At 66.8% G+C, this 21,130-nt stretch carries 19 protein-coding genes and 1 pseudogene; 7 read left to right on the top strand and 13 right to left on the bottom strand.

The window, feature by feature from the left end:
• Window positions 1-2: 2 nt before the first annotated feature.
• The 6 genes from ACMVY4_RS08310 to ACMVY4_RS08285 form a co-directional block, all read right to left on the bottom strand.
• Window positions 3-734, bottom strand: coding sequence for a nucleotidyltransferase family protein (locus tag ACMVY4_RS08310; RefSeq protein ID WP_416899694.1), 732 nt, complete (start codon window positions 732-734; stop codon window positions 3-5).
• Window positions 731-1,720, bottom strand: coding sequence for an aminoglycoside phosphotransferase family protein (locus ACMVY4_RS08305; RefSeq protein ID WP_416899693.1), 990 nt, complete (start codon window positions 1,718-1,720; stop codon window positions 731-733). Before ACMVY4_RS08305 ends, ACMVY4_RS08310 begins: the two co-directional genes overlap by 4 nt.
• Window positions 1,710-2,162 (bottom strand): tRNA (adenosine(37)-N6)-threonylcarbamoyltransferase complex ATPase subunit type 1 TsaE, encoded by a 453-nt coding sequence (tsaE, locus tag ACMVY4_RS08300; protein WP_416899692.1) that lies wholly within the window; start codon window positions 2,160-2,162, stop codon window positions 1,710-1,712. Before tsaE ends, ACMVY4_RS08305 begins: the two co-directional genes overlap by 11 nt.
• The gene (locus ACMVY4_RS08295; RefSeq protein WP_416899691.1) at window positions 2,159-4,351 is read right to left on the bottom strand and encodes an ATP-binding protein; all 2,193 of its coding nucleotides are present in this window, start codon (window positions 4,349-4,351) and stop codon (window positions 2,159-2,161) included. Before ACMVY4_RS08295 ends, tsaE begins: the two co-directional genes overlap by 4 nt.
• Window positions 4,352-4,395: 44 nt before the next feature.
• Complete coding sequence (gene ahcY / locus ACMVY4_RS08290; RefSeq protein WP_416899690.1) at window positions 4,396-5,691, bottom strand: adenosylhomocysteinase; 1,296 nt, start codon at window positions 5,689-5,691, stop codon at window positions 4,396-4,398.
• Between the two features lie 73 nt (window positions 5,692-5,764).
• Entirely contained in the window at window positions 5,765-7,270 is a 1,506-nt protein-coding gene (locus ACMVY4_RS08285) for a glycosyltransferase family 39 protein (RefSeq protein WP_416899689.1), read from the bottom strand.
• 38 nt (window positions 7,271-7,308) lie between these two features.
• Between ACMVY4_RS08285 and ACMVY4_RS08280 the strand changes: the two are divergent.
• Both ACMVY4_RS08280 and ACMVY4_RS08275 read left to right on the top strand, forming a co-directional pair.
• A pseudogene (locus tag ACMVY4_RS08280) lies at window positions 7,309-8,281 on the top strand (glycosyltransferase family 2 protein).
• Entirely contained in the window at window positions 8,274-8,654 is a 381-nt protein-coding gene (locus tag ACMVY4_RS08275) for a GtrA family protein (RefSeq protein WP_416899688.1), read from the top strand. Before ACMVY4_RS08280 ends, ACMVY4_RS08275 begins: the two are co-directional and overlap by 8 nt.
• Before the next feature lie 89 nt (window positions 8,655-8,743).
• On the opposite strand, the gene ACMVY4_RS08270 is transcribed toward ACMVY4_RS08275, so the two are convergent.
• The 6 genes from ACMVY4_RS08270 to ACMVY4_RS08245 all read right to left on the bottom strand — a co-directional run bounded on the left by ACMVY4_RS08270 (window position 8,744) and on the right by ACMVY4_RS08245 (window position 14,474).
• Window positions 8,744-9,082, bottom strand: a complete 339-nt coding sequence (locus ACMVY4_RS08270; RefSeq protein WP_416899687.1) for a PilZ domain-containing protein — start codon at window positions 9,080-9,082, stop codon at window positions 8,744-8,746.
• 78 nt (window positions 9,083-9,160) lie between these two features.
• Window positions 9,161-10,477: a TRAP transporter large permease gene (locus ACMVY4_RS08265; protein WP_416899686.1), complete on the bottom strand. Its 1,317-nt coding sequence runs from the start codon at window positions 10,475-10,477 to the stop codon at window positions 9,161-9,163.
• Window positions 10,478-10,481: 4 nt separating this feature from the next.
• Entirely contained in the window at window positions 10,482-10,997 is a 516-nt protein-coding gene (locus ACMVY4_RS08260; protein WP_416899685.1) for a TRAP transporter small permease, read from the bottom strand.
• Between the two features lie 194 nt (window positions 10,998-11,191).
• On the bottom strand, window positions 11,192-12,175 hold the full coding sequence (locus ACMVY4_RS08255) for an ABC transporter substrate-binding protein (RefSeq protein ID WP_416899684.1): 984 nt from the start codon (window positions 12,173-12,175) through the stop codon (window positions 11,192-11,194).
• 340 nt (window positions 12,176-12,515) lie between these two features.
• On the bottom strand, window positions 12,516-13,604 hold the full coding sequence (locus ACMVY4_RS08250; RefSeq protein WP_416899683.1) for a diiron oxygenase: 1,089 nt from the start codon (window positions 13,602-13,604) through the stop codon (window positions 12,516-12,518).
• Window positions 13,605-13,691: 87 nt separating this feature from the next.
• Window positions 13,692-14,474, bottom strand: coding sequence for a short-chain dehydrogenase/reductase (locus ACMVY4_RS08245; protein WP_416899682.1), 783 nt, complete (start codon window positions 14,472-14,474; stop codon window positions 13,692-13,694).
• A 95-nt stretch (window positions 14,475-14,569) separates the two neighbouring features.
• On the opposite strand from ACMVY4_RS08245, the gene ACMVY4_RS08240 reads away from it, so the two are divergent.
• A complete protein-coding gene (locus ACMVY4_RS08240) occupies window positions 14,570-15,187 on the top strand; it encodes a DJ-1/PfpI family protein (RefSeq protein WP_416899681.1) in 618 nt (205 codons plus the stop codon).
• A 25-nt stretch (window positions 15,188-15,212) separates the two neighbouring features.
• Here the strand turns inward: ACMVY4_RS08240 and ACMVY4_RS08235 are convergent, their stop codons facing one another.
• Window positions 15,213-16,028, bottom strand: a complete 816-nt coding sequence (locus ACMVY4_RS08235; RefSeq protein WP_416899680.1) for a dienelactone hydrolase family protein — start codon at window positions 16,026-16,028, stop codon at window positions 15,213-15,215.
• Between ACMVY4_RS08235 and ACMVY4_RS08230 the strand changes: the two genes are divergently transcribed.
• The 4 genes from ACMVY4_RS08230 to ACMVY4_RS08215 all read left to right on the top strand — a co-directional run bounded on the left by ACMVY4_RS08230 (window position 16,027) and on the right by ACMVY4_RS08215 (window position 21,121).
• On the top strand, window positions 16,027-16,938 hold the full coding sequence (locus tag ACMVY4_RS08230; protein WP_416899679.1) for a TIGR01459 family HAD-type hydrolase: 912 nt from the start codon (window positions 16,027-16,029) through the stop codon (window positions 16,936-16,938). The genes ACMVY4_RS08235 and ACMVY4_RS08230 overlap by 2 nt on opposite strands.
• Window positions 16,939-17,108: 170 nt before the next feature.
• Window positions 17,109-18,965 (top strand): acyl-CoA synthetase, encoded by a 1,857-nt coding sequence (locus ACMVY4_RS08225; protein WP_416899678.1) that lies wholly within the window; start codon window positions 17,109-17,111, stop codon window positions 18,963-18,965.
• A 69-nt stretch (window positions 18,966-19,034) separates the two neighbouring features.
• On the top strand, window positions 19,035-20,075 hold the full coding sequence (locus tag ACMVY4_RS08220) for a tetratricopeptide repeat protein (protein ID WP_416899677.1): 1,041 nt from the start codon (window positions 19,035-19,037) through the stop codon (window positions 20,073-20,075).
• Window positions 20,072-21,121, top strand: a complete 1,050-nt coding sequence (locus ACMVY4_RS08215; protein ID WP_416899676.1) for a tetratricopeptide repeat protein — start codon at window positions 20,072-20,074, stop codon at window positions 21,119-21,121. Before ACMVY4_RS08220 ends, ACMVY4_RS08215 begins: the two co-directional genes overlap by 4 nt.
• Window positions 21,122-21,130: the final 9 nt, after the last annotated feature.

Genomic DNA, 21,130 nt, shown 5'->3' with positions numbered 1-21,130 from the left:
GGTCAGGTCACCTGCTTCAGGAAGGCCTCTGCGAGCTCCAGCGCCGGCCGGGTGCCGACATCGACCCAGTCGCCCTCATGGCGGATGCCGAACAGGCGTCCGCGCTCCGCCGCCAGATCGTAGATCCGGTTGAGCGAGAAGGGCTCGACCTCCATGCCCTCGAAGAGGTCCGGCTTCAGGATCTGGATGCCCGTGAACAGGAACGGCGCGACGCGGCCCCGGCGCTTGCGTGTCAGGCGTCCGTCGGGGGCCATGGTGAAGTCGCCGGCGCCGCGATAGCCGATGGCGAAGACCGTCGGCATCAGCAGCAGCAGCGCATCCATGGTCTCCGGATCGAAGGCGCGGCCCATCCGCTGAAGCGTGCTGCCGAAGCCGTCCCGCCAGATCATGTCGGAGTTCACCGCGAGGAACGGCGCGCCACCGAAATGCTCAAGCGCGTTGAGAACGCCGCCGCCGGTGTCCAGAAGCACCTCCTCGCGGGCGAAGACGATCTCCGGTTCGGTGCGCTGGGCCAGATGCGCCTCCAGCATGTCGCCGCGGTAGTGCAGATTGACCACTGCCCGGCGGATGCCGGCTTCGGCCAGCCGGTCCAGCGTCCGGTCGATCAGCGTCATCCCGCCGACGCGCACCAGCGGCTTCGGCCGGCTGAGCGTCAGCGGCCGCAGCCGGAGGCCGTAGCCCGCGGCGAGCACCATGGCGCTGTCTGGCAGCTCTGGGAAAATCTCGTTCGTCATCGGGATGTTTCGGCAGGATCCTGAGGAATGTGATTGTCGAACCACTGCGCCACGGGTTCAAGGGCCGGGTCCGCGAGATCGCGACGCAGCAAAGCCCATGTGCGCGGCAGCCAGTCCAGATAACGCGCCTTCCCGTCGCGCCGCCAGAGCCGGGTGAAGATGCCGACGATCTTGGCGTTCCGTTGCGCCGCCAGCAGGGTGTAGGCGCGGCGGAACGCTTCGCCGTCGACGCCGGACGCCGCGATGTAGCGGTCGAGCATTGCCGCCTCGAGCGCCGGCGGCACGTCCCGCCGGACGTCGCTCAGCAGCGACGCCACGTCATAGGCGGGATGACCCCGGACGGCGTCCTGGAAGTCCAGCAGGCCGACACGGGCCAGGCCGGCGCGGGACGGCAGCCAGATCAGGTTGTCGACGTGGTAGTCGCGCAGCACCAGCGTGCCGGCGGCGTCGCCAACCTCGGCGAGGACGGACCGCCAGGCTGTGTGCCAGTCCGCGCGCGCCGCATCGTCAAGCGGATGGCCGGCGACTTCCGGATAGCGCCAGTCGATCAACAGATCGGTCTCGGCGACCAGCATGTCGAGATCGTAGGCCGGCAGGTCCGCGGGCGGCGTGTGGCCGGCGAGTTCGACAAGCAGGTCCACAGCGGCTGCATAGAGCTCGCCGGCGTCGTGGCCCCTCTCGATCAGGCGGCTGAAGAGATCGTCGCCCAGATCCTCCAGAACCAGGAACCCGGCAGCTTCGTCGGCGCCGAGAATGCGGGGCGCCGAGAAATCCCATGCCTCCAGAAGACCGGCAATGCGGGCGAAGGGGCGCACATCCTCCTTGTCCGGCGGCGCGTTCATCACCACCAGCGTCCGCCCGTCCGCCATGTGCGCCCTGTCGTAGCTGCGGAAGGAGGCGTCGGCGGCCAGCGTGTCGATCTGCGCCCCGTCAAAGCCGCAATCGGCGAGCAGGCGGTCCCGTGCGGCGCGACGGTCAGGCGTCATAGAAGCGCTCCATGAAGGCCTCCGGGCCGCGCACATGCGCCCGGCGTACCGGCTCCAGGGTGAATTCGACATGCACGCCACCGGCGGCATCGTCCGGATGCAGCCGGTCCGGCCATTCGACGATCGCTGCGCCGATATCGAGCGCATCCGCCAGACCCAGCTCGTCCACCTCGTCGGGACCCGAAAGCCGGTAGAGATCGTAATGCATGACCGGAAAGCCGGGCAGCTCGTAGGGCACCGCCAGATTGAAGGTCGGGCTCGGCACATCGACGGCGGCGCCTGCAAGGGTCTGGATGAGGGCGCGGGCGAGACAGGTCTTGCCCGCACCAAGATCGCCCGACAGCAGCAACAGATCGCCGGTCCTGAGACAGCGCGCGAGCTTCGCGCCCAGCGCGCGGGTCGCGGCCTCGTCGGGCAGGTCGAAACCGGTCCCGGACGTCACGAAGCCGCCGGCTCCACGGCGGCTACTTCCGCTGCAAGCGCCTCGCCGGCCTCGCTGTCGGCATCTTCGGGCGGGAAGGTGCAGACCACCCGGGTTCCGACGCCCACGTCGGATTCCAGCTCGACGGTCCCGCCATGCAGCTCCATGAGGTTCTGCACCAGCGCGAGGCCGAGGCCGGTGCCGCGGCGGGTGTGGCGTTCGCTGGTTCGGAATGTCTCGAAGACCCGCTCCCGCTCTTCCTCGGCAATGCCGATGCCGGTGTCCTCGACCCAGAGCGACATGCCTGCAGGTCCGGAGTCGGCGCCAATGGTGATGCGTCCGTCAGGAGGCGTGAACTTGACGGCATTGGAGAGCAGGTTGCCGAGGATCTGCTGCACCCGCCGGCTGTCGGCGAAGAGTGGCGGCAGATCCGGAGCGACCTGGCTGACCATGGTCAGCTGACGCCGGTCGACACGCTCGCGGAACCGTTCCTGCAGGGTATCGACAAGCTTGATGATCTCGATTCGGTCGCGGTTCACATGCATGTGGCCGGCCTGGATGGTGGCGAGGTCCAGCATGTCGTTGATCATCGACAGGAACTGCTCGGACGCTTCCAGGATGCCGGAGGCATATTCGCGCTGGCGGTCGTTGAGCTCGCCGAAATAGTCGTTCTGAAGAATTTCCGCGAACCCGAGGATCGTGTTCAGCGGCGTCCGCAGCTCGTAGGACATGTTCTCCAGGAACTCGGACTTGATCACGTCGCCGGCCACCAGCGCCTCGTTGCGTTCGCGCAACGCGCGTTCGATCCGCAGCGAGTCCGTGACGTCCAGATAGGTGAACAGCTTCTGCGCATCGGGCAGGGTCAGGGCGTGGGTGTCGATGATCCGCCCGTCCGGCAGTTCGACATGACCGCTGGCGGCGCGCGGTTCGGTGGCGCTGGCGATCAGCGCATCGCGGCGCTGTTGCAGTTCGGGGGGATTGCCGAGGCTCTCCAGCACCCGGTCCACGATCTGGCGGGCATGCGGATTGGATTCGGTCAGTTCCGGCGTCAGCCCCCACATCTTCCGGAACGGCGTGTTGGACAGGTTGAGCCGCCCGTCGGGGCCGAACACCGCCACCGCCTCGTAGAGATTGTCCAGCGTCGCCCGCTGCACGGCGATGTAGGTATTGAGGTTGCGCTCCATGACAATGCGGTCTGTGGCGTCCTCGAACAGGAACATCAGGCCGCCGAGACCGTGCCGCACGATGGTGGTGCGGATCATCCGCTCGTCGGGCCGCTGGTAGAGCTCCTCCATCGGGTCCAGCAGCGCGTTGAACAGCGCTTCCCGGCCCTTGCGGAACTGCCGGAACTCGACCTCCTCGGGCAGCTTGCGCATCTCCTTCACCCGGTCGAGCACCTCGCCGATGGTCGGCACCGAATTCAGGAACGCCTCGTCCAGACCCCACAGCGTGCGGAAGGCCTTGTTGCAGAAGATCAGCTTCTTGTCCCGGTCGTAGACCGACACGGCGGTCGAGATGTGCTCGAAGATGCCATTGTTCGCCTCGATATGCTTGCGCAACTCCAGCCGAACGGCGTCGATGGCGGAAATGTCGATGGCGAAGCCGGCCGAAGTGCCGTCGGCCAGCGGCGGCGTCTCGTGCACCAGATAGGTCCGCCGCTGCCCGTCCACGACGAAGCGCCGTTCCTCGCTGGTCATGCGGCCTTCCTCGCGCGCCTGCTCGACCAGGCGGATAGGCCGGTCCTGATCGACCCGGGAGGCGATCTCGTCGCCTTCGGCGTCCGGGCCGAGGATGCGGTCGAGCGTCCGGTTGCGCCAGATTACCGACCCGGCGGCCTCGCGCCGCCAGGCGGCGATGGGGGCTTCGTTCATCAGGGCCCGGTAGCTGTCGCGTTCGCTGCCCAGCGCATCGATCTTGTCACGCAGCAGCGCCTGCTCGCCGTGAAGGCGCTCGACCTCCAGTGCGGACTGGGTTCGCTCGGCCTCCGACTCGGCAAGCCGGGCGTCGCACTGCTCGACCCGCTGCCCCATCTTCCGCACGACGAAGAAGACGGCGATCAGCGTGCCTGTGAGGAGCGCGATGGCTGCCAGCGCCCAGAACGGCGCGCCATAGATCTCGGGCAGGGGCTGGGCGCGAGCAGGCGCAAACGGCAGGGCCGTGAGTACGGCCGGCAGGATCAGTCGGAAGCGGCCAGTCGATTCGCCTTTCATAAGGGAACCAGACTAGGCCGCGCCCACATGATCGGCAACGCGCGTCAGTAGCGGTAGTGCTCGGGCTTGAAGGGCCCGGCCGCCGGAATGCCAAGATACTTCGCCTGGTCGTCGCTGAGCTTCGTCAGGTTCACGCCGAGGCGGTCCAGGTGCAGCGCGGCCACCTTCTCGTCCAGGTGCTTGGGCAGGACATAGACCTGTTTGGCGTACTTGGTGTGGTTGTGCCAGAGCTCGATCTGCGCCAGCACCTGGTTGGTGAAGGAGGCGCTCATCACGAAGCTGGGGTGGCCGGTGGCGCAGCCCAGGTTCACCAGCCGGCCCTCGGCCAGCAGGATCAGGCGCTTGCCGTCCGGGAACTCGACCTCATCGACCTGCGGCTTGACGTTGTGCCACTGGTAATTGCGCAGGCCGGCCACCTGGATCTCGCTGTCGAAGTGGCCGATGTTGCAGACGATGGCCCGGTCCTTCATCTCCCGCATGTGGTCGAGGGTGATGACGTCCTTGTTGCCGGTCGCGGTGACGAAGATGTCGCCCTTCGCGGCGACGTCTTCCATGGTCTGGACCTCGTAGCCTTCCATCGCGGCCTGCAGCGCGCAGATCGGATCGATCTCGGTCACCACGACGCGGGCGCCCTGACTGCGCAGGCTCTCGGCAGAACCCTTGCCCACGTCGCCGTAGCCGCAGACGACAGCCAGCTTGCCCGCCAGCATCACGTCGGTGGCGCGCTTGATGCCGTCCACCAGGCTCTCGCGGCAGCCATAGAGGTTGTCGAACTTCGACTTGGTCACGGAGTCGTTGACGTTGATCGCGGGCACCTTGAGCGTGCCGGCTTTGGCCATCTCGTAGAGACGCATCACGCCGGTCGTGGTCTCTTCCGAAAGGCCGCGCACCTCGTCCAGCATCTGCGGGTACTTCTCGTGCATCCGCTGGGTCAGGTCGCCGCCATCGTCCAGGATCATGTTCGGATGCCAGCCGTTCGGGCCCTCGATGGTCATGTCGATGCACCACCAGAACTCGTCCTCGTCCATGCCCTTCCAGGCGAAGACCGGCGTGCCGGCCTCGGCGACGGCGGACGCGGCCTGATCCTGGGTCGAGAAGATGTTGCACGACGACCAGCGCACCTCGGCGCCCAGCGCCTGCAGGGTCTCGATCAGAACCGCCGTCTGGATGGTCATGTGCAGGCAGCCGGCAATCCGCGCGCCGGCCAGCGGCTGGCTCTCGCCGAATTCGTCGCGCAGCGCCATCAGGCCGGGCATCTCCGTCTCGGCGATGGCGATTTCCTTCCGCCCCCAGTCCGCGAGGGAAATGTCCTTGACCTTGTAATCGGGGGTCCCGCTCATCGTCATCTGCTCCGCTGGAAAGTGTCGGCGAAGGCGGTACGCCGCCCGTCGCGCATGGGATCAATCTGGGCCGCTATTTAGCGCCCGCACCGGATTCCTGCAACCGGGCCGGCTGCGGCCATCTCGCCAGACCGATGACCAGCGGCGGCCTGTCGCTGCCGGGCCAGGGAATCCCGACGAGACGCTCCGCCCGGGCCGGCGTGTAGGGGCCGAAGGACGGCAGAGGGCTGTTGGGCGAGACCTGCCAGACGATGACGGCCCCCGCCTCGTCGAGTTCCGCCGTGTCGATCCAGGGCGAGATCGCCGGATCGCCATCCAGCAGCACCGAGGGCGAACCTTCAGCATTCATCGCCGCCAGCCCGCCGGTCCAGAACCGTCCGATGACAAAGCGCAGCGGCCTGTCGGGATGGGTCTCGCGCCAGAAGTCGACGGTCGCGGCGCCGATTGCGTCCATCGGCCAGGCCCCGCGCATCGGCTTCAGCCCGGCCCAGGCCGGCCCCTTGCCGACCAGCAGGCCATGAATGCCGGAGACGAGCACGACCAGCACCAGCACCGCAACAAGCTGGCGGCGCAGACGGACGGCGTCGATCCGGCCGCCGAAATACGCGGCGAGAATGAGGCCGGACAGCGCGAACATGGGCATGCCCCACATGTCCTTCAGACCGCTGCCGCCGATGACCGCGCCGATCACGGTCAGGATCAGCGGTCCCAGCCCGAACATCAGCAGGTAGCGGCGGTCGCGGACCGTGCCCGCCGGCCGCCACATGGCCCGACCGATCAGGCCCGCCGGGCCGGCCACGAGCAGGATCGGCAGGTGATCGGCGATCTGTGCGCCGAGGAAAGTCAGCGGCGTCCCGCCGCCGCCCGAGCGCAGCGCCGCCCAGTCAAGCGGCTGGAAGTCATGTGCGAACAGCCAGACCGCTTCCGGCACGATCAGTAGAACGAACAGTGCGGCGGCGGCCCACGGCCCGGGTTCGCGGAGGCGGCCCCTTCCCTCGGGCGTCAACGCAAGCCAGAGGGGCACGAACAGCAGCATGGTGGCGGCCGAGTACTTTCCGTAGATCGCGATCCCGCCCAACAGGCCCAGCATCAGCCAGTCGCGCCAGCGGCCGCGTTCGACCGCGTGGTGCAGGAACAGCGGCACGGCGGCCCAGATCGGCATCTGGACGACGTTGTGGTTGAACTCCGGCGTCGGCCAGGAAAAGTAGAAGATGCCCGCCAGCAGCAGCGCCCCGGCCGCCGCCCGCTCCGCGCCGATCAGCTGCCGGCCCAGCAGGAATGCGGACCAGACCGTCAGCCCGACGCAGATCTGGCTGAGCAGGAACGGCGCCCAGATGACGCTGCCGGTCGCCAGCCGCGCCACCTCCAGCAGCCAGGACGGCAGAGGCGGATGCTTGTGGGTGCCAAGCAGCCATTCGCGGCCCCAGACCAGGCTCTCGGTCACGTCCAGCGGCGGCGCCGAATAGCCCAGCGCCGGGAACAGGGTCCAGAAAAGCAGTTGCGCCGCAATGAAGGCGCCGACTATTGACGGCGGTGAAAGGCGGCCCGGACCGCCGGGCGCCGCATCGGCCTGCGCCATGTCGCCCCCTGCTGACGAACCGTTGAGATGGCCCGGATATGAGCACCATTGAGACAGACGCCGCAAGCGCCGAGCCGCCATTGCTCTCGGTGGTGATACCGGTGAAGGACGAGAGCGAGGGGCTGGAGCGGCTCTTCGGCGCGCTGATGCCGGTGCTGGACGAAATCTCGCCTGATATCGAACTGCTGTTCGTCAATGACGGCAGCGAGGACGACACGGTCCAGCGCCTGCTGGCGCGGCGCGAGAGCGATCCGCGCATCCGCGTCGTCGATCTGAGCCGCAATTTCGGCAAGGAGGCGGCGCTGACGGCCGGGCTGCATCTCGCCCGCGGCCAGGGCGGTGGTCACCATGGACGCCGACCTGCAGGATCCGCCGTCGCTGATCGCCGAGATGGTGGAGAAGTGGCGCGAGGGTGCGGAGATGGTCACCGCACGGCGCACCACGCGGGACACCGACAGCGTCGCCAAGCGGCTGTCGGCGACGGGCTTCTACCGGTTGTTCAACCGCATCAGCGAGACCAAGCTGCCGGTGAATGCCGGCGACTACCGCCTGTTCGACCGCGCCGTGGTCGAGGCCTTCCGCCTGCTCGGCGAGCGCACACGCTTCAACAAGGGTCTGTTCGCCTGGCTCGGCTTCCGGCAGGCCTTCGTCTATCACGAGCGCCCGAAGGGCACGCGCGACGAGAGCCGCTGGAAACCGCTGAAGCTGATCGGATTCGCCGTCGACGGCATCCTGTCCTTCTCGGCGCTGCCGATCCGGCTGTTCACGATCGGCGGGCTGATCGTCTCCGCCTGTGCGTTGCTGTTCGCGGTCTGGATCGTGCTGGCGACGCTGCTGTTCGGCCGCGACGTGCCGGGCTACGCCTCGATGATGGTCTCGATCCTGCTGATCGGGGGCATCAACATGTTCGGCATCGGGCTACTGGGCGAATATGTCGGCCGCACCTTCACCGAGACCAAGCGCAGACCGCTCTATCTGATCCGCAGCGACACCGGCGCGGCGGATGACTGACGCGCGGGCGCTGATCGCCCAGATCGGCCGCTTCGGCATTGTCGGTCTGGCCGCGACGGCGGTCCACGCGCTGGTCTACTGGCTGCTGGTCCAGTTCGCGGCGACCGAGGCCAATCTGGCCAACCTGCTTGCTTTCCTCACCGCCTTCGCCGTCTCGTGGATCGGACACAGCCGCTGGACCTTCGGCGCCGGCGGACGCCAGCGTCTGGCGAGATTCACCGGCGTCGCGCTGGGCGGCTACGCCCTGAACGCGCTGGCGACATGGATCATCGTGGATGGGCTGGTGATGGACCCGCGCTGGCCGCTGGTCTTCATCCTGTTCGTCACCCCGGCGGCGACCTTCGCGGCCGGCCGGTTGTGGGCGTTCCGCTAGAGCGAAACCCGGGTTTCGCAACTTGCGCAGGCCTTTGCCAGTCCTGGAACAGCGTTTGATGTTTCAATCAAATGCTGTTCCGCCAGGGGTCAGCCGATCCGTTGGGCGGATTCGGAAAGGGCGATCGCGATCCTTTCGCCCTCATGGCTGTCGAGGAACTGCAGCGCCGTCTTCTCGCCACGGTGATCGACGACAGTCGCCTGAATGCCGCTGGCGATGACGCCGATGTCCAGGGAGACGATGCCGCCGCGCCCGCGCGTCTCGACTTCCGGACGGATCAGCAGGCCGCTCGTCGAGACGTTGATGGTCATGTGCGCGCTGGAATGGCCGTCGAAGTGAACGATGACCGGCAGGGCGATCGGAAAGCGAGGTGCGCCGCGCCGCTCTGCCAGGCGCAGAACACTTTGCTGCGCCATCTGGGAACTCATGTGTCCGCAACCCCCAATGAAGGACAGGAATACCCCGGTCTAGTGGCGTAAAGTTAAGAATCTGTAATCGCGGTGCGATTATCTGAACTGGGACGGCAGCCAGACCGCGATGTCGGGGAAGATCATCAGGAAGATCAGCACCAGCAGTTCGAGTACAATGAAGGGCAAGGCCGCAGCGTAGATCTGGGTCAGCCGTATCTCCGGCGGCGCGACGCCTTTCATGATGTAGAGCAGCAACCCGAAGGGCGGCGTCAGCAGGCTGATCTCCATCGCGATCAGCATCATCACCATCAGCCAGATCGGATTGAGGGCCAGGCTGTCGGCGATGGGCAGGAAGAAGGGCAGCGTCAGCAGCGCCATCGAGACCTGATCCATGAAGGCGCCGAGGAACAGCAGGATCAGCATCATCATCGCCATGGCGGTCACCGGCGTCAGCTGCAGCCCGCCGACCAGATCGAGCAGCCCGCTGGTCGCGCCGGAAATCTGCAGCACCTGGCTGAAGGTCAGCGACCCGGCGATGATGAACAGGATCATGACGTTGATCTTGGCGGTCTCGGTCAGCGCCTTCATCAGCCGCGCCATGGTCAGTTCGCCGTAGCAGGCGCAGACCGCGAGAGCGGCGACACAGCCCAGGGCCGCCGCCTCCTCGGGCGCGGCGATGCGGAAGAAGATCGAACCCACCACCACGACGAAGATGGTGAACAGCGGCAGCACATCGCGCACGAACGGCCCCCAGCGCGCCCAGCCGCGGGCGGTGTCCGGCTCGTCCTCGACCGGCGCGAGGGACGGGTTCATGCGGCAGCGCGCCATGACATAGACCACGAACAGGATGGCCATCAGCACGCCGGGCAGGATGCCGGCGATCAGCAGGTCCTTGATCGAGCGCTCCGCCAGGCTGGCCAGCAGCACCGCCAGCGCCGAGGGCGGGATCAGCATGGCGATGCCGCCGACCGCCATGATCGGCCCCATGGCGATCTTCGGCTGATAGCCGCGCTTGAGCATGTCGGGCAGCAACACGCTGCCCAGGATCGCCGTGTTGGCGATGGTCGAACCCGAGAGCGACGAGAACGCGGTGCCCCCGGCGATGGAGACCACGGTCAGACGGCCGGGCAGCCGGGCGATCATGCTGTCGATGGCCTTGATAGCGCGGAAGGCGACGCCGGTCTGGAACAGGATCTCGCCCATCAGGATGAACAGCGCCACCGGCACCAGCGAGAACTTCGCGATCGAGAAAACATACTCCATCGGCATGACCGAGAGGCCGATCTCGCCGCGCAGGAAGATGAAGGTGCCGACGATGTTGGCGGCGAAGAAGGCGAACACCACCGGCAGGCCGAGGAACATCAGCCCGATCACCACGCCGAGCATCAGGGTCAGAGCCCAGTACCACTCCATCGCCTCAGAGCCCCTTGCCGCTCTCGGCGCCCGCCTTGGGCGGGGCGCCGCTGCGGATCAGCCGGAAGACGAACTCGACCGCCAGCAGCACGAAGCAGGCGACGAAGACCGCGAGCAGGGCCCATTCGGGCATCTGGAAATACTTCATCTGCATCGACTGGAACATCCAGGCGCTGGACAGGTTGGCCCAGCCGAACCAGACCAGGGTCAGGCAGACCGCGAGGCCGAAGACGTCCAGCGCCCGCTCCATCGCGGCGGTCAGCCGCCCCGGCAGGTTGGAGACCAGCAGGTCGACGCGGACATGGGCGTAGAGCCGCAGCACCCAGGGCGCGGCGAGAAACACCCCGGCGAACAGCAGATACTCGATCACCTCCTGCAGGCCGGGAATGTTGCCCCATTCCAGCAGTCGCAGCAGCAGGTCGAGCGAGATGCCCACGGCGAAACCGCCGATGGTCAGCCCGACCAGCGCGCCGATCGCCGCGTAGATGCGTCCGACGGCCCTGTCGATCCGTTCAAACATGCCCGCGTCCGGAAAGCGGCAGCATGCCTCGCTGACTTCCCCCCTCGAGGGGGAAGTGGCCGCGGAGCGGTCGATGGGGGGGACAGCCAAAGGCTTCTGCTGAAAGTTTCATGTCTCTCTCGGCTGCGCCGATTCACCCCCACCCTGCCCTCCCCCTTCAAGGGGGAGGGGTATCCTGCCGAGAGCTGTCCGCTCTATTCGTTCGCGAAGAACTTGCGCAGCTGCGGGCCGTAGTCCGGGCTGACCTCGACGACACCGGCCCAGCCGGCATCGCGCGCGGTCGAGGACCACTTCTCGGCATCGGCGCCGGTGAAGGTGATGATCTCGTACTCGCCGGCCTGCTTCTCGGTCGAGGCCTTCACCGCGGCGGTGTCGGCGGCGATGCCGGCCTTCTCGGCTTCCATGGCGAGATCGGCGATCAGGCCGCGCGCCTTGTCGTCCAGCCCGTCCCAGCTGCGGGCGTTGACCAGCAGGTTGATGTCGGCGTCATAGAAGCCCGGGTCGACGCGGTAGGCGGTGACCTTCTCCCAGCCGGGCTGGATGCCGGTGATCGGCCAGCCGTAGCCGCCGACCGTGCCGTTCTCCATCAACGGATAAATCTGGGCCAGGTTGGAGTTCTGGGTGGTCGCGCCCAGCGCCTTGAAGAAGTTGGTGTAGATCGGCGCCACGCGGAGATGCAGGCCGGTCAGGTCCGGCTTGTCGATCTTCTTGCCCTCGCCGAGATAGAGGTGGAAGGGCGTGCCGTAGTGGAAGCGCGACAGCGGCACCAGGTTCTTCTCCCGGTGGATCGTCTCCATCAGGTCCCAGCCGCCATTGGCGCGGATCTCGTCAGGCGACTTCTCCAGCAGCTTCCACGCGTCGGACTCCGGCACCGCATTCTGGTAGTAGGCGCCGGTGCAGCTGACGATGTCGTAGACGCCCTGGGCCTGCTTCTGGACCAGGGTGAAGGGGCTGCCGATGGCCGGCGCACCGCCGACATAGTCGATCTGCACGACGCCCTCGCCCTTGGCGTTGACCTGCTCGACGAAGGCCTCGAAGCGCTTCGAGAAGAACGAGCCCTGCGGGAAACAGCTGGCCCCGACCAGCTTGGTCTCGGCGGCGGCGGACTGCGCCAGGCCGGCCACGCCCGCGGCGATGATCGCGGCGCCGAGGGCGCTGCGGATGGTCAGTCGGGACATGGGGTCCCCTCCCTGTTTTTTCTGGTTCCGCAGGGAACTATGCAAGCGCCGCAGTGCAGGCGCAAGCGAGCCGCAGATCAGGTTGGGGCGGGTTTCAACTCGGCGTCATCCGGCCTTGAGCCGGGATCCGGAGCGGCGGTACATCGCAGGCAACTCCGCTCGACCGGCAGGGCTGCAGCCGGACCCCGGCTCAAGGCCGGGGTGACGGCGGTGCAAGCGGCAGGAACGGTCACCCGAGATGGCGCAGCCACTCGGGGGTCCGGTCATTCGGCGGTCGGGTCGGAGCGGCAGCGGCATCGCCGGCCGGATGCCCGCGCAAGGCGGGCATGAACCGTTGCGCCTACTCGGCCGCGGCGGCGCTGCCTTCGGCGCCGATGCCCTGCTTCACGAACTGCTTCGCGTCGAAGTCCTCGGCGACCTTGTTGTCGGCTTCCAGCAGCGCCTCGGCGTCGATCTCGGAATACTGGATCACGCCCATGTCGGCGTAGGCCTTGCGGACCCGCTCGCCCCAGAGGCCGATATCCTTCACCGTCGGCACGATGCGGGTGAACAGGCGCTGGCGGAACTGGGCCATGACTTCGGAATTGGCGACGGCCGCCATCACCTTCTCGCGGCTGAAGCCGACATTCTCCCAGACCTCGATCTGGTTGAAGCGGTCGCGCATGTGGTAGCAGGCCTCGACGACGAACTCTTCGCGCTCGTCGCGCTCGGCCTCGGTCAGCTCGGGGTAGTAGTCGCGCAGCGCCAGGCGGCCGAAGGCCACGTGGCGCGCCTCGTCCTGCATGACGTAGGCGTTCACGGCCTGGACCAGATCGTTCTGCGAGTGGTCGCGTTGACGCTGGAAGGCGGCAAGCGCCAGACCCTCGATCAGGATCTGCATGGTCAGATAGGTCATGTCCCAGCGGCGGTCGGAAAGCCCCTGCTCCAGCAACGACTTCAGGCCCGGCGTGATCGGATAGGCCAGCTGCACCTTCTCGTGCAGCAGGCGGGAGAAGGCCTCGCAGTGGCGCGCCTCGTCCATCACCTGGGTCGCCGCGTAGAACTTGCTGTCCATGTCCGGCACGGTGGCGACGATCTTGGAGGTCGCGATCAGCGCGCCCTGCTCGCCGTGCAGGAACTGGCTGAGCGTCGAGCTCTGCAGATGACGGCGCAGTTCGGCGCGCTCGTTCTCGTTCATCTTGTTCCAGGCGTCGGTGCCGAAGATCGGAATGCCCTCGTCGGGCAGCGCCATCGGATTGGCCCAGTCGACTTCCCGGCTCCAGTCGATGCGCTCGGCGGCGTCCCACTGCTGCTTCTTGCCCTTGTCGTAGAGGGCCAGCAGCGCCGCGCGCTCGTCGTCATATTCCCAGGTGAACGAGATCTCGGTCGCGCCGTCGAACTCCCACCCCGTCTGCTCCACCGGCATGGCATAGAGATGCTGGGTCGCCATCTGATCCTCCCATTTATGTTTGTCGGTTTCCCTTTGCGGAAACTCTTGCCGCTCTACTGACCCGCGGTCAATAAGATTCCGGAGGTCTCAGAAGACCGAGTTGTTGGACGCGTGACCGCCGTCGACCGTGACGATGGTGCCGGAGATGTAGCCGGCCCGCTCGGAGGCCAGGAAAGCCACCACGTCGGCGGTCTCCCGCACCGTCGCGGCGCGGCCCATGGGCAGGTTCGCCAGATAGTCGGGCCACTTCTCCGGGTCGCCCTTCTGCTCTTCGGCGATGGTCCTGAGCATGGTGAAGATGCGGTCCGTCAGCACCGCGCCCGGATTGACGCCGACGATGCGGATGCCGTCATTCATGCTGGTGCCGCCCATGGTCTTGGTGAAGGCCATGATCGCCGCATTGCCGGCGGAGCCCGCGACATAGGACGAATCCGGATTCTCGCCGGCCATGCCGATGACGTTGACGATGGTGCCGTAGCCGCGGTTCCGGAACCGTCCGTAGTAGTCGCGGGTCATGTTGATGTAGCCGAAGACCTTCAGGTCCCAGGCTTCGCGCCAGACCGCCTCGGTCACCTTGTCCAGCGTGCCCGCCGGGATGGCGCCGGCATTGTTGATCAGGATGTCGGGCATCGGGCAGGCCTCGGCCACCTGCGCGATCGCCTCGCTCTTCGACAGGTCGGCGACGGTGATCCGGACATCGACGTGATAGGTCATGTCCAGGATCCGCTTGGCCTCGGTCAGCCGCTCCTCGTTGACCGAGACCAGATGCAGGTTCGCGCCCTCCTGCGCGAAGACTTCGGCGCAGCCGAAACCGATACCGCGCGAGCCGCCTGTGATCAGGACGGTCTTCCCCTTCAGCGCCAGATCCATGGCGTCCTCCCCCTGGTTCTCCTCGTTGCAGGGCCGATCTTACCGGCTGAACTGCGCCGCGCTAGATTGCCGTTGAACGTCAGGGAGCCTCGACCATGTCCGCCACGCGCCGTTTCGCCTTTCTCATGTTCCACGAATACGAGGAACTCGACCTGATCGGACCCTGGGAAATGGCGACGATGTGGCGGGACTACGCCAGCGGGCCGGAATGCGTCACGGTGAGCGAGAAGGGTGGCGCGGTCCGGTGCGCCAAGGGCCTGCAGACGCAGTCGGATCACAGCTTCGCGGACTGCCCCGCATTCGACTACCTGCTGGTGCCCGGCGGCTTCTCGGCCTTCGACGAGATGAACAACCCGGCGCTGGTCGGCTGGGTGCGGGATCGTGGCGCCGCCGCCGCTCATGTGCTTTCGGTCTGCACCGGATCGTTCATCCTGCATGCGGCCGGGCTGCTGGAAGGGCGCAAGGCGACAACACACTGGAAGGCGCTGGCGCGGATGAAGGAATTGCACGGCGTGGAAGCGGTCGAGCAGCGCTGGGTGCGCGACGGCAATGTCTGGTCGTCGGCGGGCGTGTCGGCCGGAATCGACCTGGCCCTCGGCTTCATCGCCGCCATCGACGGCGAGGCTGCGGCGGGCAGCGTGCAACACAATGCCGAATACTATCCGGAAGGCATCGTTTACGGAGAAGGCGGCCCGGCGGCGCAGCGCGCCTGAGCGGGGGGACGGCGGCCACCAGATTCTAGCCGAGACGGTCGCGAAAAAAGGCGGTGATCTCCTCGAACGCCTTCCGGGTCGGGCTTTCCGGCTTGTCGGAGTAATGCAGCGTCAGAACCGCGTGGCGGAAGCAGAGGTCGGGAATCTCCGTCCCCCTGAAGCTGTCGCCGAAGACGTCCTCCAGCCGCCGGAACCGGGCCCTGGGCGACAGCAGGTCGCTGGCGAACCGGTAGCCCAGCAGCGCCGGCTTCGGCATGGCTTCCGCGCGCTGCCGGGACGCTTCGAGTTCCGCCTCCGACAGTCCCAGATCGGCGCGGTTCGATGGCGGGAACAACGGAAACACCAGCGGCGCCGGCTGACAGGTCACGGCCCCGCCGACCTCCGGTTCGGCCAGCAGCATGACCGCGAAATTGCCGGTCATGCACATGCCGATCACGCCCACGGCGCGGCCGCCGGCCCTGTCAGAGACCTCCCGCACCAGCCCCCTGAACCAGTCGCCGACGGGACCGGAATCGCCGCGCCGCCAGGCGGCGAAATCGCGGCGGACGCAGCGGTTGCTGAGCGTGCCCAGCGAATCCGTCCGGCCCGGCTCGCCGAACAGCAGCGGCATCAGAACGCGGAAGCCCTCGCCGCGCAGCCGGGACGCGAGATCGAGGCACTCCGGCGTCATGCCGGGCAGTTCATGCAGCAGCAGCACCGGCGCGCCGTCTCCGCCGCTGTCATAGACGGCATGGCCGATCTGGTAGGCGCCTTGCCTGTCGCTGACATCCGCCTCGACACGGAATGTTTCGTAGCCGTCCAGCGGCGGGGCGTCGCGCGGCTCTGTCGGGGTTCGGCTCATGCAGCGCCTCAGCCTTCTTGTTCCCGTCATGCGGATCGGCTACGCAGCCGCCATGACCATCGACGTGACCGATCATATCGCCCCAATCGCCGCGCGCTACGACGCCTTCCTGTTCGACCTGTGGGGCGTCGTCCATAACGGGCTCGAGGCCTATTCGGGTGCGCTGCGCACGTTGTCGGCGCTGAAGAATGCGGGCAAGACCGTCATCCTGCTGTCCAACGCGCCGCGGCTGGGCACCGATGTCGATCCGTTCATCGCCAGGATGGGCGTCGAGCGGGACCAGTATCTCCGTGTCGTCGCCTCGGGCGACATGGTCCGCCTGGCGCTGGCGGAGAAGCGCATCGATCCGGGCCGGCGGTTCCTCTTCTGGGGCAAGGGCCAGGACCGATCGATCACCGCGGGTCTCGATTTCGAGGAAACGGACAGCCTCGACAGCGCCGATTTCATTCTCTGCGCCGGACTGAACGACGACCAGACCGAGAGCGTGGACGATTACCGGGAGCGTCTGGAACTGGCGAAGGCCGGCGGAAAGCCGCTGGTCTGCGCCAACCCGGACTACGAGGTCATGCGCGGCGACGACATGCTGCCCTGCGCCGGCGCACTCGCGCTGGCCTATCAACAGATGGGCGGCGAGACGCACTGGTTCGGCAAGCCCTACGCCGTCGCCTACGACTATTGCGAGACTGTGCTGGGCGGCATCGACCCGTCGCGCATCCTCGCCGTCGGCGACACGCTCAGGACCGATATCCGCGGCGCCACCGACGCCGGCATCGACGCGGTGCTGGTCACGGGTGGCATCCATGCCCGCGAGGTCATGCGGACCGGCGAGATCGACCGCGCCGCGCTGGACCGCATCTGCGCCGAGGCCGGACTGACGCCTGTCGCCGCCATGCCGGAACTTGACTGGTAGCACCTGAGGCGCCCTGGACTTGATCCAGGGCCCATGCCTGAGCCTCGAAGGATGACCGGCGGCGGCGGAAACGCTCCGGAATGGGTCCCGGGTCAGGCCCGGGACGCGTGAGCGTTTGGCATGACAAGCTGCGCCCCGCTCCGCTAACCTCCCGCGCGGGGAGGACCATCATGCAGATCAGACCAGTACGGACGCCGGCCGACGTTGCCGAAATCGAGAAGACGCCTTTCGAGGAGTTGCTGCCCGCGGACAATATCTACGCGGCGATCAAGGCGAGCGCCGAGCGGCATCCCGACAAGCCCGCCGTCTGGAATCTGAAACGCGGCGAGCGCACCGACGAGCCCGAGAAGGTCACCTATGGCGAGCTCTTCCGCCGCATCACCCAGACCGCCAACATGCTGCGCGGCCTGGGCATCGGGGAAGACGACACAGTCACCCTGCTCATGCCGGTCATCCCCGAGACTGAATACCTGCTCTGGGGCGCCGAGACCGCCGGCATCGTCAATCCGGTGAACCCCTTCCTGGAGCCGGAGCACATCGTCTCCATCTGCAAGGCCGCCGGCACCAAACTGATTGTCGGCTGTCACCCCGACATCAGCGCGGACCCCTGGCCGAAGATCGAGGCCGTCCGCGCAGCCATGCCCGACCTGAAGGTGATGCAGGTCGGCGGACCGGCCGAGCGCGACGATGGCGTGCTGGTCTACGAACGCGAGATCGAGGGCGTCGAGGCCGACCGCCTGACCTTCGAGCGCGATTTCGACATGCACGGAACCGCAGCGCTGTTCCACACCGGCGGCACAACCGGCGTGCCCAAGCTGGCGCGGCACACCCAGAAGGGGCTGATGCTGCAGTGCTGGAACTACGGCAACGCGCTCGGTCAGGAAGATCTGCACGCGCCGATGGGGCTGCCCATGTTCCATGTCGGCGGCGCCACAGCGTGGTCGGCGATGCCCTTCGTCTGGGGCCACACCATCACCATGGTCGGGCCGGAGGGCTACCGGAACCCGAACGCGATCCGCGACTTCTTCGCCAATGCCGAGCGGCTGAAATGGACCATCTGTCCGGTCGTGCCGGCGATCTGGTCGATGCTGCTGCAGCAGGATTCCAGCGCCTACGACCTCTCCGCCCTGAAGTTCGGCGCGGCCGGCGGCTCAACGCTCTCGGTCGAGGTCGCGAACCTGGCCATAAAGAAGCTCGGCATCCCACTGGTCGAGGGCTGGGGCATGACCGAGACCCACGGCTTCGCCACCACCAACCCGTTCGGCGGCGAGACCAAGGTCGGCTCCATCGGCTTCTCACTGCCGCATGTCGATGTGCGCGTGGTCCATGTCGACGACAACGGCCACATCACCGGCGACTGCGCGACCGACGAGATCGGCCTGGTGGTCTGCCGCGGGCCGCAGATCTTCGGCGGCTATCTGGACCCCGTGCATGACGGCAAGGCCTGGCTGGACAGCGAATGGTTCGACACCGGCGATCTCGGCCGCATCGACGCCGACGGCTACATCTGGCTGACCGGCCGCTCGAAGGACCTGATCATCCGCGGCGGCCACAATATCGACCCCGCCACCATCGAGGACATTCTCTACCAGCATCCGGCGGTCGAACTGGCCGCGGCCGTGGGCCGGCCCGACCGGCGCGTCGGCGAGTTGCCCGTGGCCTTCATCCAGTTCGCCAAGGGCCAGAGCGCGAGCGAGGACGACCTGAAGGGCTTCGTCGCCGAGCGCATCACCGAACGCGCCGCGAACCCGGTCGAGATCATCCCCATCGCCGAGATGCCGCTGACCGGCGTCGGCAAGATCTTCAAGCCCGACCTCCGCATCGCCGCCGCCCAGCGGGTCCACGAACGCGACCTCGCCGCCCTGGCCGCCGAGACCGGCGCGGCGATCTCGGTCAAGGTGCGGTCCGACAAGGTGCACGGCACGCTGGCCGTGGTCACGGTCTCCGGCGGCCCCGGCGACATCCAGGACCGAATCCGCGAGGTGATGGGCGGCTACGAGACGAAGTTCGACATCACTTCCGGTTGAATGCCGTGTTGCCTTTTCGCGCAATATGTTTCTAGAATGTTCCGGTCGGCGTGAGGTTGGGAGGCCGGGATGCGTTGGGTTCTGATCTGGGCGATGCTCTGCCTGCCGGCGGCGGCGGAGGCCTTCGATCTGGATCAATTGCGATCCGACTGCCGGGATGAAGCCGGAGAACACCGCCCTGATCTTCAGGCCGCCTACTGCATCGTTCTTGCGGAGAAGACAATGGACAGGGCGGAGGCCGCCAGGGTGACCATCGAGGCCGCGCGCGAGACCGCCAATGCCGGCATGCCGGTGGCGGCTGCCGCGCTTCTCGAAGACCTGCTGGCAGATCAGCCCGGGCTCGCCGAAGGATGGAAGATGCGCGGCCTTGTCGCGATGGCGGTTCGGGACATGGAAAACGGAATCCGTGCCTTTTCGCGGTGGATCGAGATCGAACCCGGCAACCCCGAAGGCTATGCTCACCGCGCCGCGATCCATCTGGTGCAGGAAGACTTCGAAGCCGCCCTGGAGGATTTCAGCAACGCGCTGGCTATCGATCCCCGCAACGAGAAGGCGCTGGCCGGGCGGGCGGCGCTCTATCACGATCTGGAGGAATACGGAAAGGCGCTCTCCGACTACAATTATCTGATCGATCTGTATCCGAACAATGCCCGGTACTATCTGCTGCGCGGTCATTCGAACCAGGGCGCAGAAAAATTCCGGGCGGCGTTCAATGACTATCAGAAATCCATCGACCTCGACGAAGACAACCCCGAGGCCTTGGCCAGTCTCGGCACCATGGTTCTCGCGATCGACCGCCATGACCGGGAATTGAATGAACTCGCGAAGGAACTGCTTCGTGATTCCACACGGCTCGATCCGGATGACGGGACCGCACAGCTTCATCTCGGCCGCGCCGAGGCGCGGCTGGGCAACGTCGATGCCGCGATGAATGCCTTTCGGAGGGCGGCGGACATCGAGCCGCTCATGCTGCTGATGTACAAGGGTTCGCTGCACGGACGTGGCTTTGGTCCGGGAGACGTCGACGAATGCCCCGACGAGCGGATCTGGCCGGCGATGCGCGAATGCATTGCGAAGGGATGCGGCTTCATGGAGTCGCTGGAAGAATGAAACGGGCCCTGAAATTCCTTGTCGGAACGCTGTTCGTCGGCGCCTTCCTGCCATGGGCCGCGAGCGCGAAGGCAGCCTACGAGCCGGAAGCGTTCATGGCCATGTGCGAGGCGGACGGCGATGACTGGCACCTCCAGGCGGCAGCCTGCCTCATCCTGACGACGCTGACGGCCGACCGCGACGATCTCGCCCGGACCTTCTACAATCGCGGCAACGCGCTCGAGGAACTGCGGGAATACGAAGCGGCTATCCGGGACTACGACCTGGCGGTCCGGATCCGGCCCGGCTACACCGATGCCATCGTCAACCGCGGCCTGACCTACCGGCGCATGGGCGACAGCGACCGGGCGGTCGAGGATTACGACCTGGCCCTGACAATGGACCCGGATCACCGTATCGCGCGGATCAACCGCGGCTATGTCTTTCTTCAGCAGGATCGGTTCCCGGAAGCCATCGCCGATTTCGATCATGTGCTCCGCGCGGATCCGGCGAACGCCTTCGCACTGAACAATCGCGGGCTTGCCTTCTGGGAACTCGGAGATATGGACCGGGCGGTGGCCGATTTCACCGCCTCACTGGAATCGGAGCCCGGCGATCCGCGTGCCCGCCAGAACCGCGGCCTTCTCTACAGCAGCATGGGGCGGGACGACCTTGCGATCGAGGATTTCCGCACCATCCTCCAGGTGACGCCGGGCTTCAGCGAAGCCCGGTCCGAACTGGCCGACATCCTCGCCTTCGGGGACGAGAGCCTGCGCAACCTCGAAGAGGCGCTTGCACACAAGATGATCCTGATCGCCGCACGCCCGGACGATGTCGACCTGCGCTACGATGTGGCCGTCATCCTGACCTGGCTGGGCAAGACCGAGATCGCCATCGCGGAACACCGGAAGATCGCCGATGCCGGTGGCTACGCTCCCGAGTACCAGAATGGCCTGGTGAAGATGGGCTACCTCAATCCGGACGATGCGACCGGCGACTGGAATGCCGCGAGCGAGGCGGCGCTGACCGCCTGCGTGAGCGAAGGCTGCCTGCCGCTGGAATACTGAAGAACGGCC

Source organism: Minwuia sp. (assembly GCF_048007105.1).
Classification (GTDB): domain Bacteria; phylum Pseudomonadota; class Alphaproteobacteria; order Minwuiales; family Minwuiaceae; genus Minwuia.
This window is presented reverse-complemented; position numbering and strand designations above follow the sequence as displayed.

Bases quoted from the DNA above. Each gene is read 5' to 3' on its own strand.
- ACMVY4_RS08310 (WP_416899694.1), bottom strand. From the start codon at position 734: ATGACGAACGAGATTTTCCCAGAGCTGCCAGACAGCGCCATGGTGCTC.
- ACMVY4_RS08305 (WP_416899693.1), bottom strand. From the start codon at position 1,720: ATGACGCCTGACCGTCGCGCCGCACGGGACCGCCTGCTCGCCGATTGC.
- ACMVY4_RS08295 (WP_416899691.1), bottom strand. From the start codon at position 4,351: ATGAAAGGCGAATCGACTGGCCGCTTCCGACTGATCCTGCCGGCCGTA.
- ahcY (WP_416899690.1), bottom strand. From the start codon at position 5,691: ATGAGCGGGACCCCCGATTACAAGGTCAAGGACATTTCCCTCGCGGAC.
- ACMVY4_RS08285 (WP_416899689.1), bottom strand. From the start codon at position 7,270: ATGGCGCAGGCCGATGCGGCGCCCGGCGGTCCGGGCCGCCTTTCACCG.
- ACMVY4_RS08275 (WP_416899688.1), top strand. From the start codon at position 8,274: ATGACTGACGCGCGGGCGCTGATCGCCCAGATCGGCCGCTTCGGCATT.
- ACMVY4_RS08270 (WP_416899687.1), bottom strand. From the start codon at position 9,082: ATGAGTTCCCAGATGGCGCAGCAAAGTGTTCTGCGCCTGGCAGAGCGG.
- ACMVY4_RS08265 (WP_416899686.1), bottom strand. From the start codon at position 10,477: ATGGAGTGGTACTGGGCTCTGACCCTGATGCTCGGCGTGGTGATCGGG.
- ACMVY4_RS08260 (WP_416899685.1), bottom strand. From the start codon at position 10,997: ATGTTTGAACGGATCGACAGGGCCGTCGGACGCATCTACGCGGCGATC.
- ACMVY4_RS08255 (WP_416899684.1), bottom strand. From the start codon at position 12,175: ATGTCCCGACTGACCATCCGCAGCGCCCTCGGCGCCGCGATCATCGCC.
- ACMVY4_RS08250 (WP_416899683.1), bottom strand. From the start codon at position 13,604: ATGGCGACCCAGCATCTCTATGCCATGCCGGTGGAGCAGACGGGGTGG.
- ACMVY4_RS08245 (WP_416899682.1), bottom strand. From the start codon at position 14,474: ATGGATCTGGCGCTGAAGGGGAAGACCGTCCTGATCACAGGCGGCTCG.
- ACMVY4_RS08240 (WP_416899681.1), top strand. From the start codon at position 14,570: ATGTCCGCCACGCGCCGTTTCGCCTTTCTCATGTTCCACGAATACGAG.
- ACMVY4_RS08230 (WP_416899679.1), top strand. From the start codon at position 16,027: ATGCAGCGCCTCAGCCTTCTTGTTCCCGTCATGCGGATCGGCTACGCA.
- ACMVY4_RS08235 (WP_416899680.1), bottom strand. From the start codon at position 16,028: ATGAGCCGAACCCCGACAGAGCCGCGCGACGCCCCGCCGCTGGACGGC.
- ACMVY4_RS08225 (WP_416899678.1), top strand. From the start codon at position 17,109: ATGCAGATCAGACCAGTACGGACGCCGGCCGACGTTGCCGAAATCGAG.
- ACMVY4_RS08220 (WP_416899677.1), top strand. From the start codon at position 19,035: ATGCGTTGGGTTCTGATCTGGGCGATGCTCTGCCTGCCGGCGGCGGCG.
- ACMVY4_RS08215 (WP_416899676.1), top strand. From the start codon at position 20,072: ATGAAACGGGCCCTGAAATTCCTTGTCGGAACGCTGTTCGTCGGCGCC.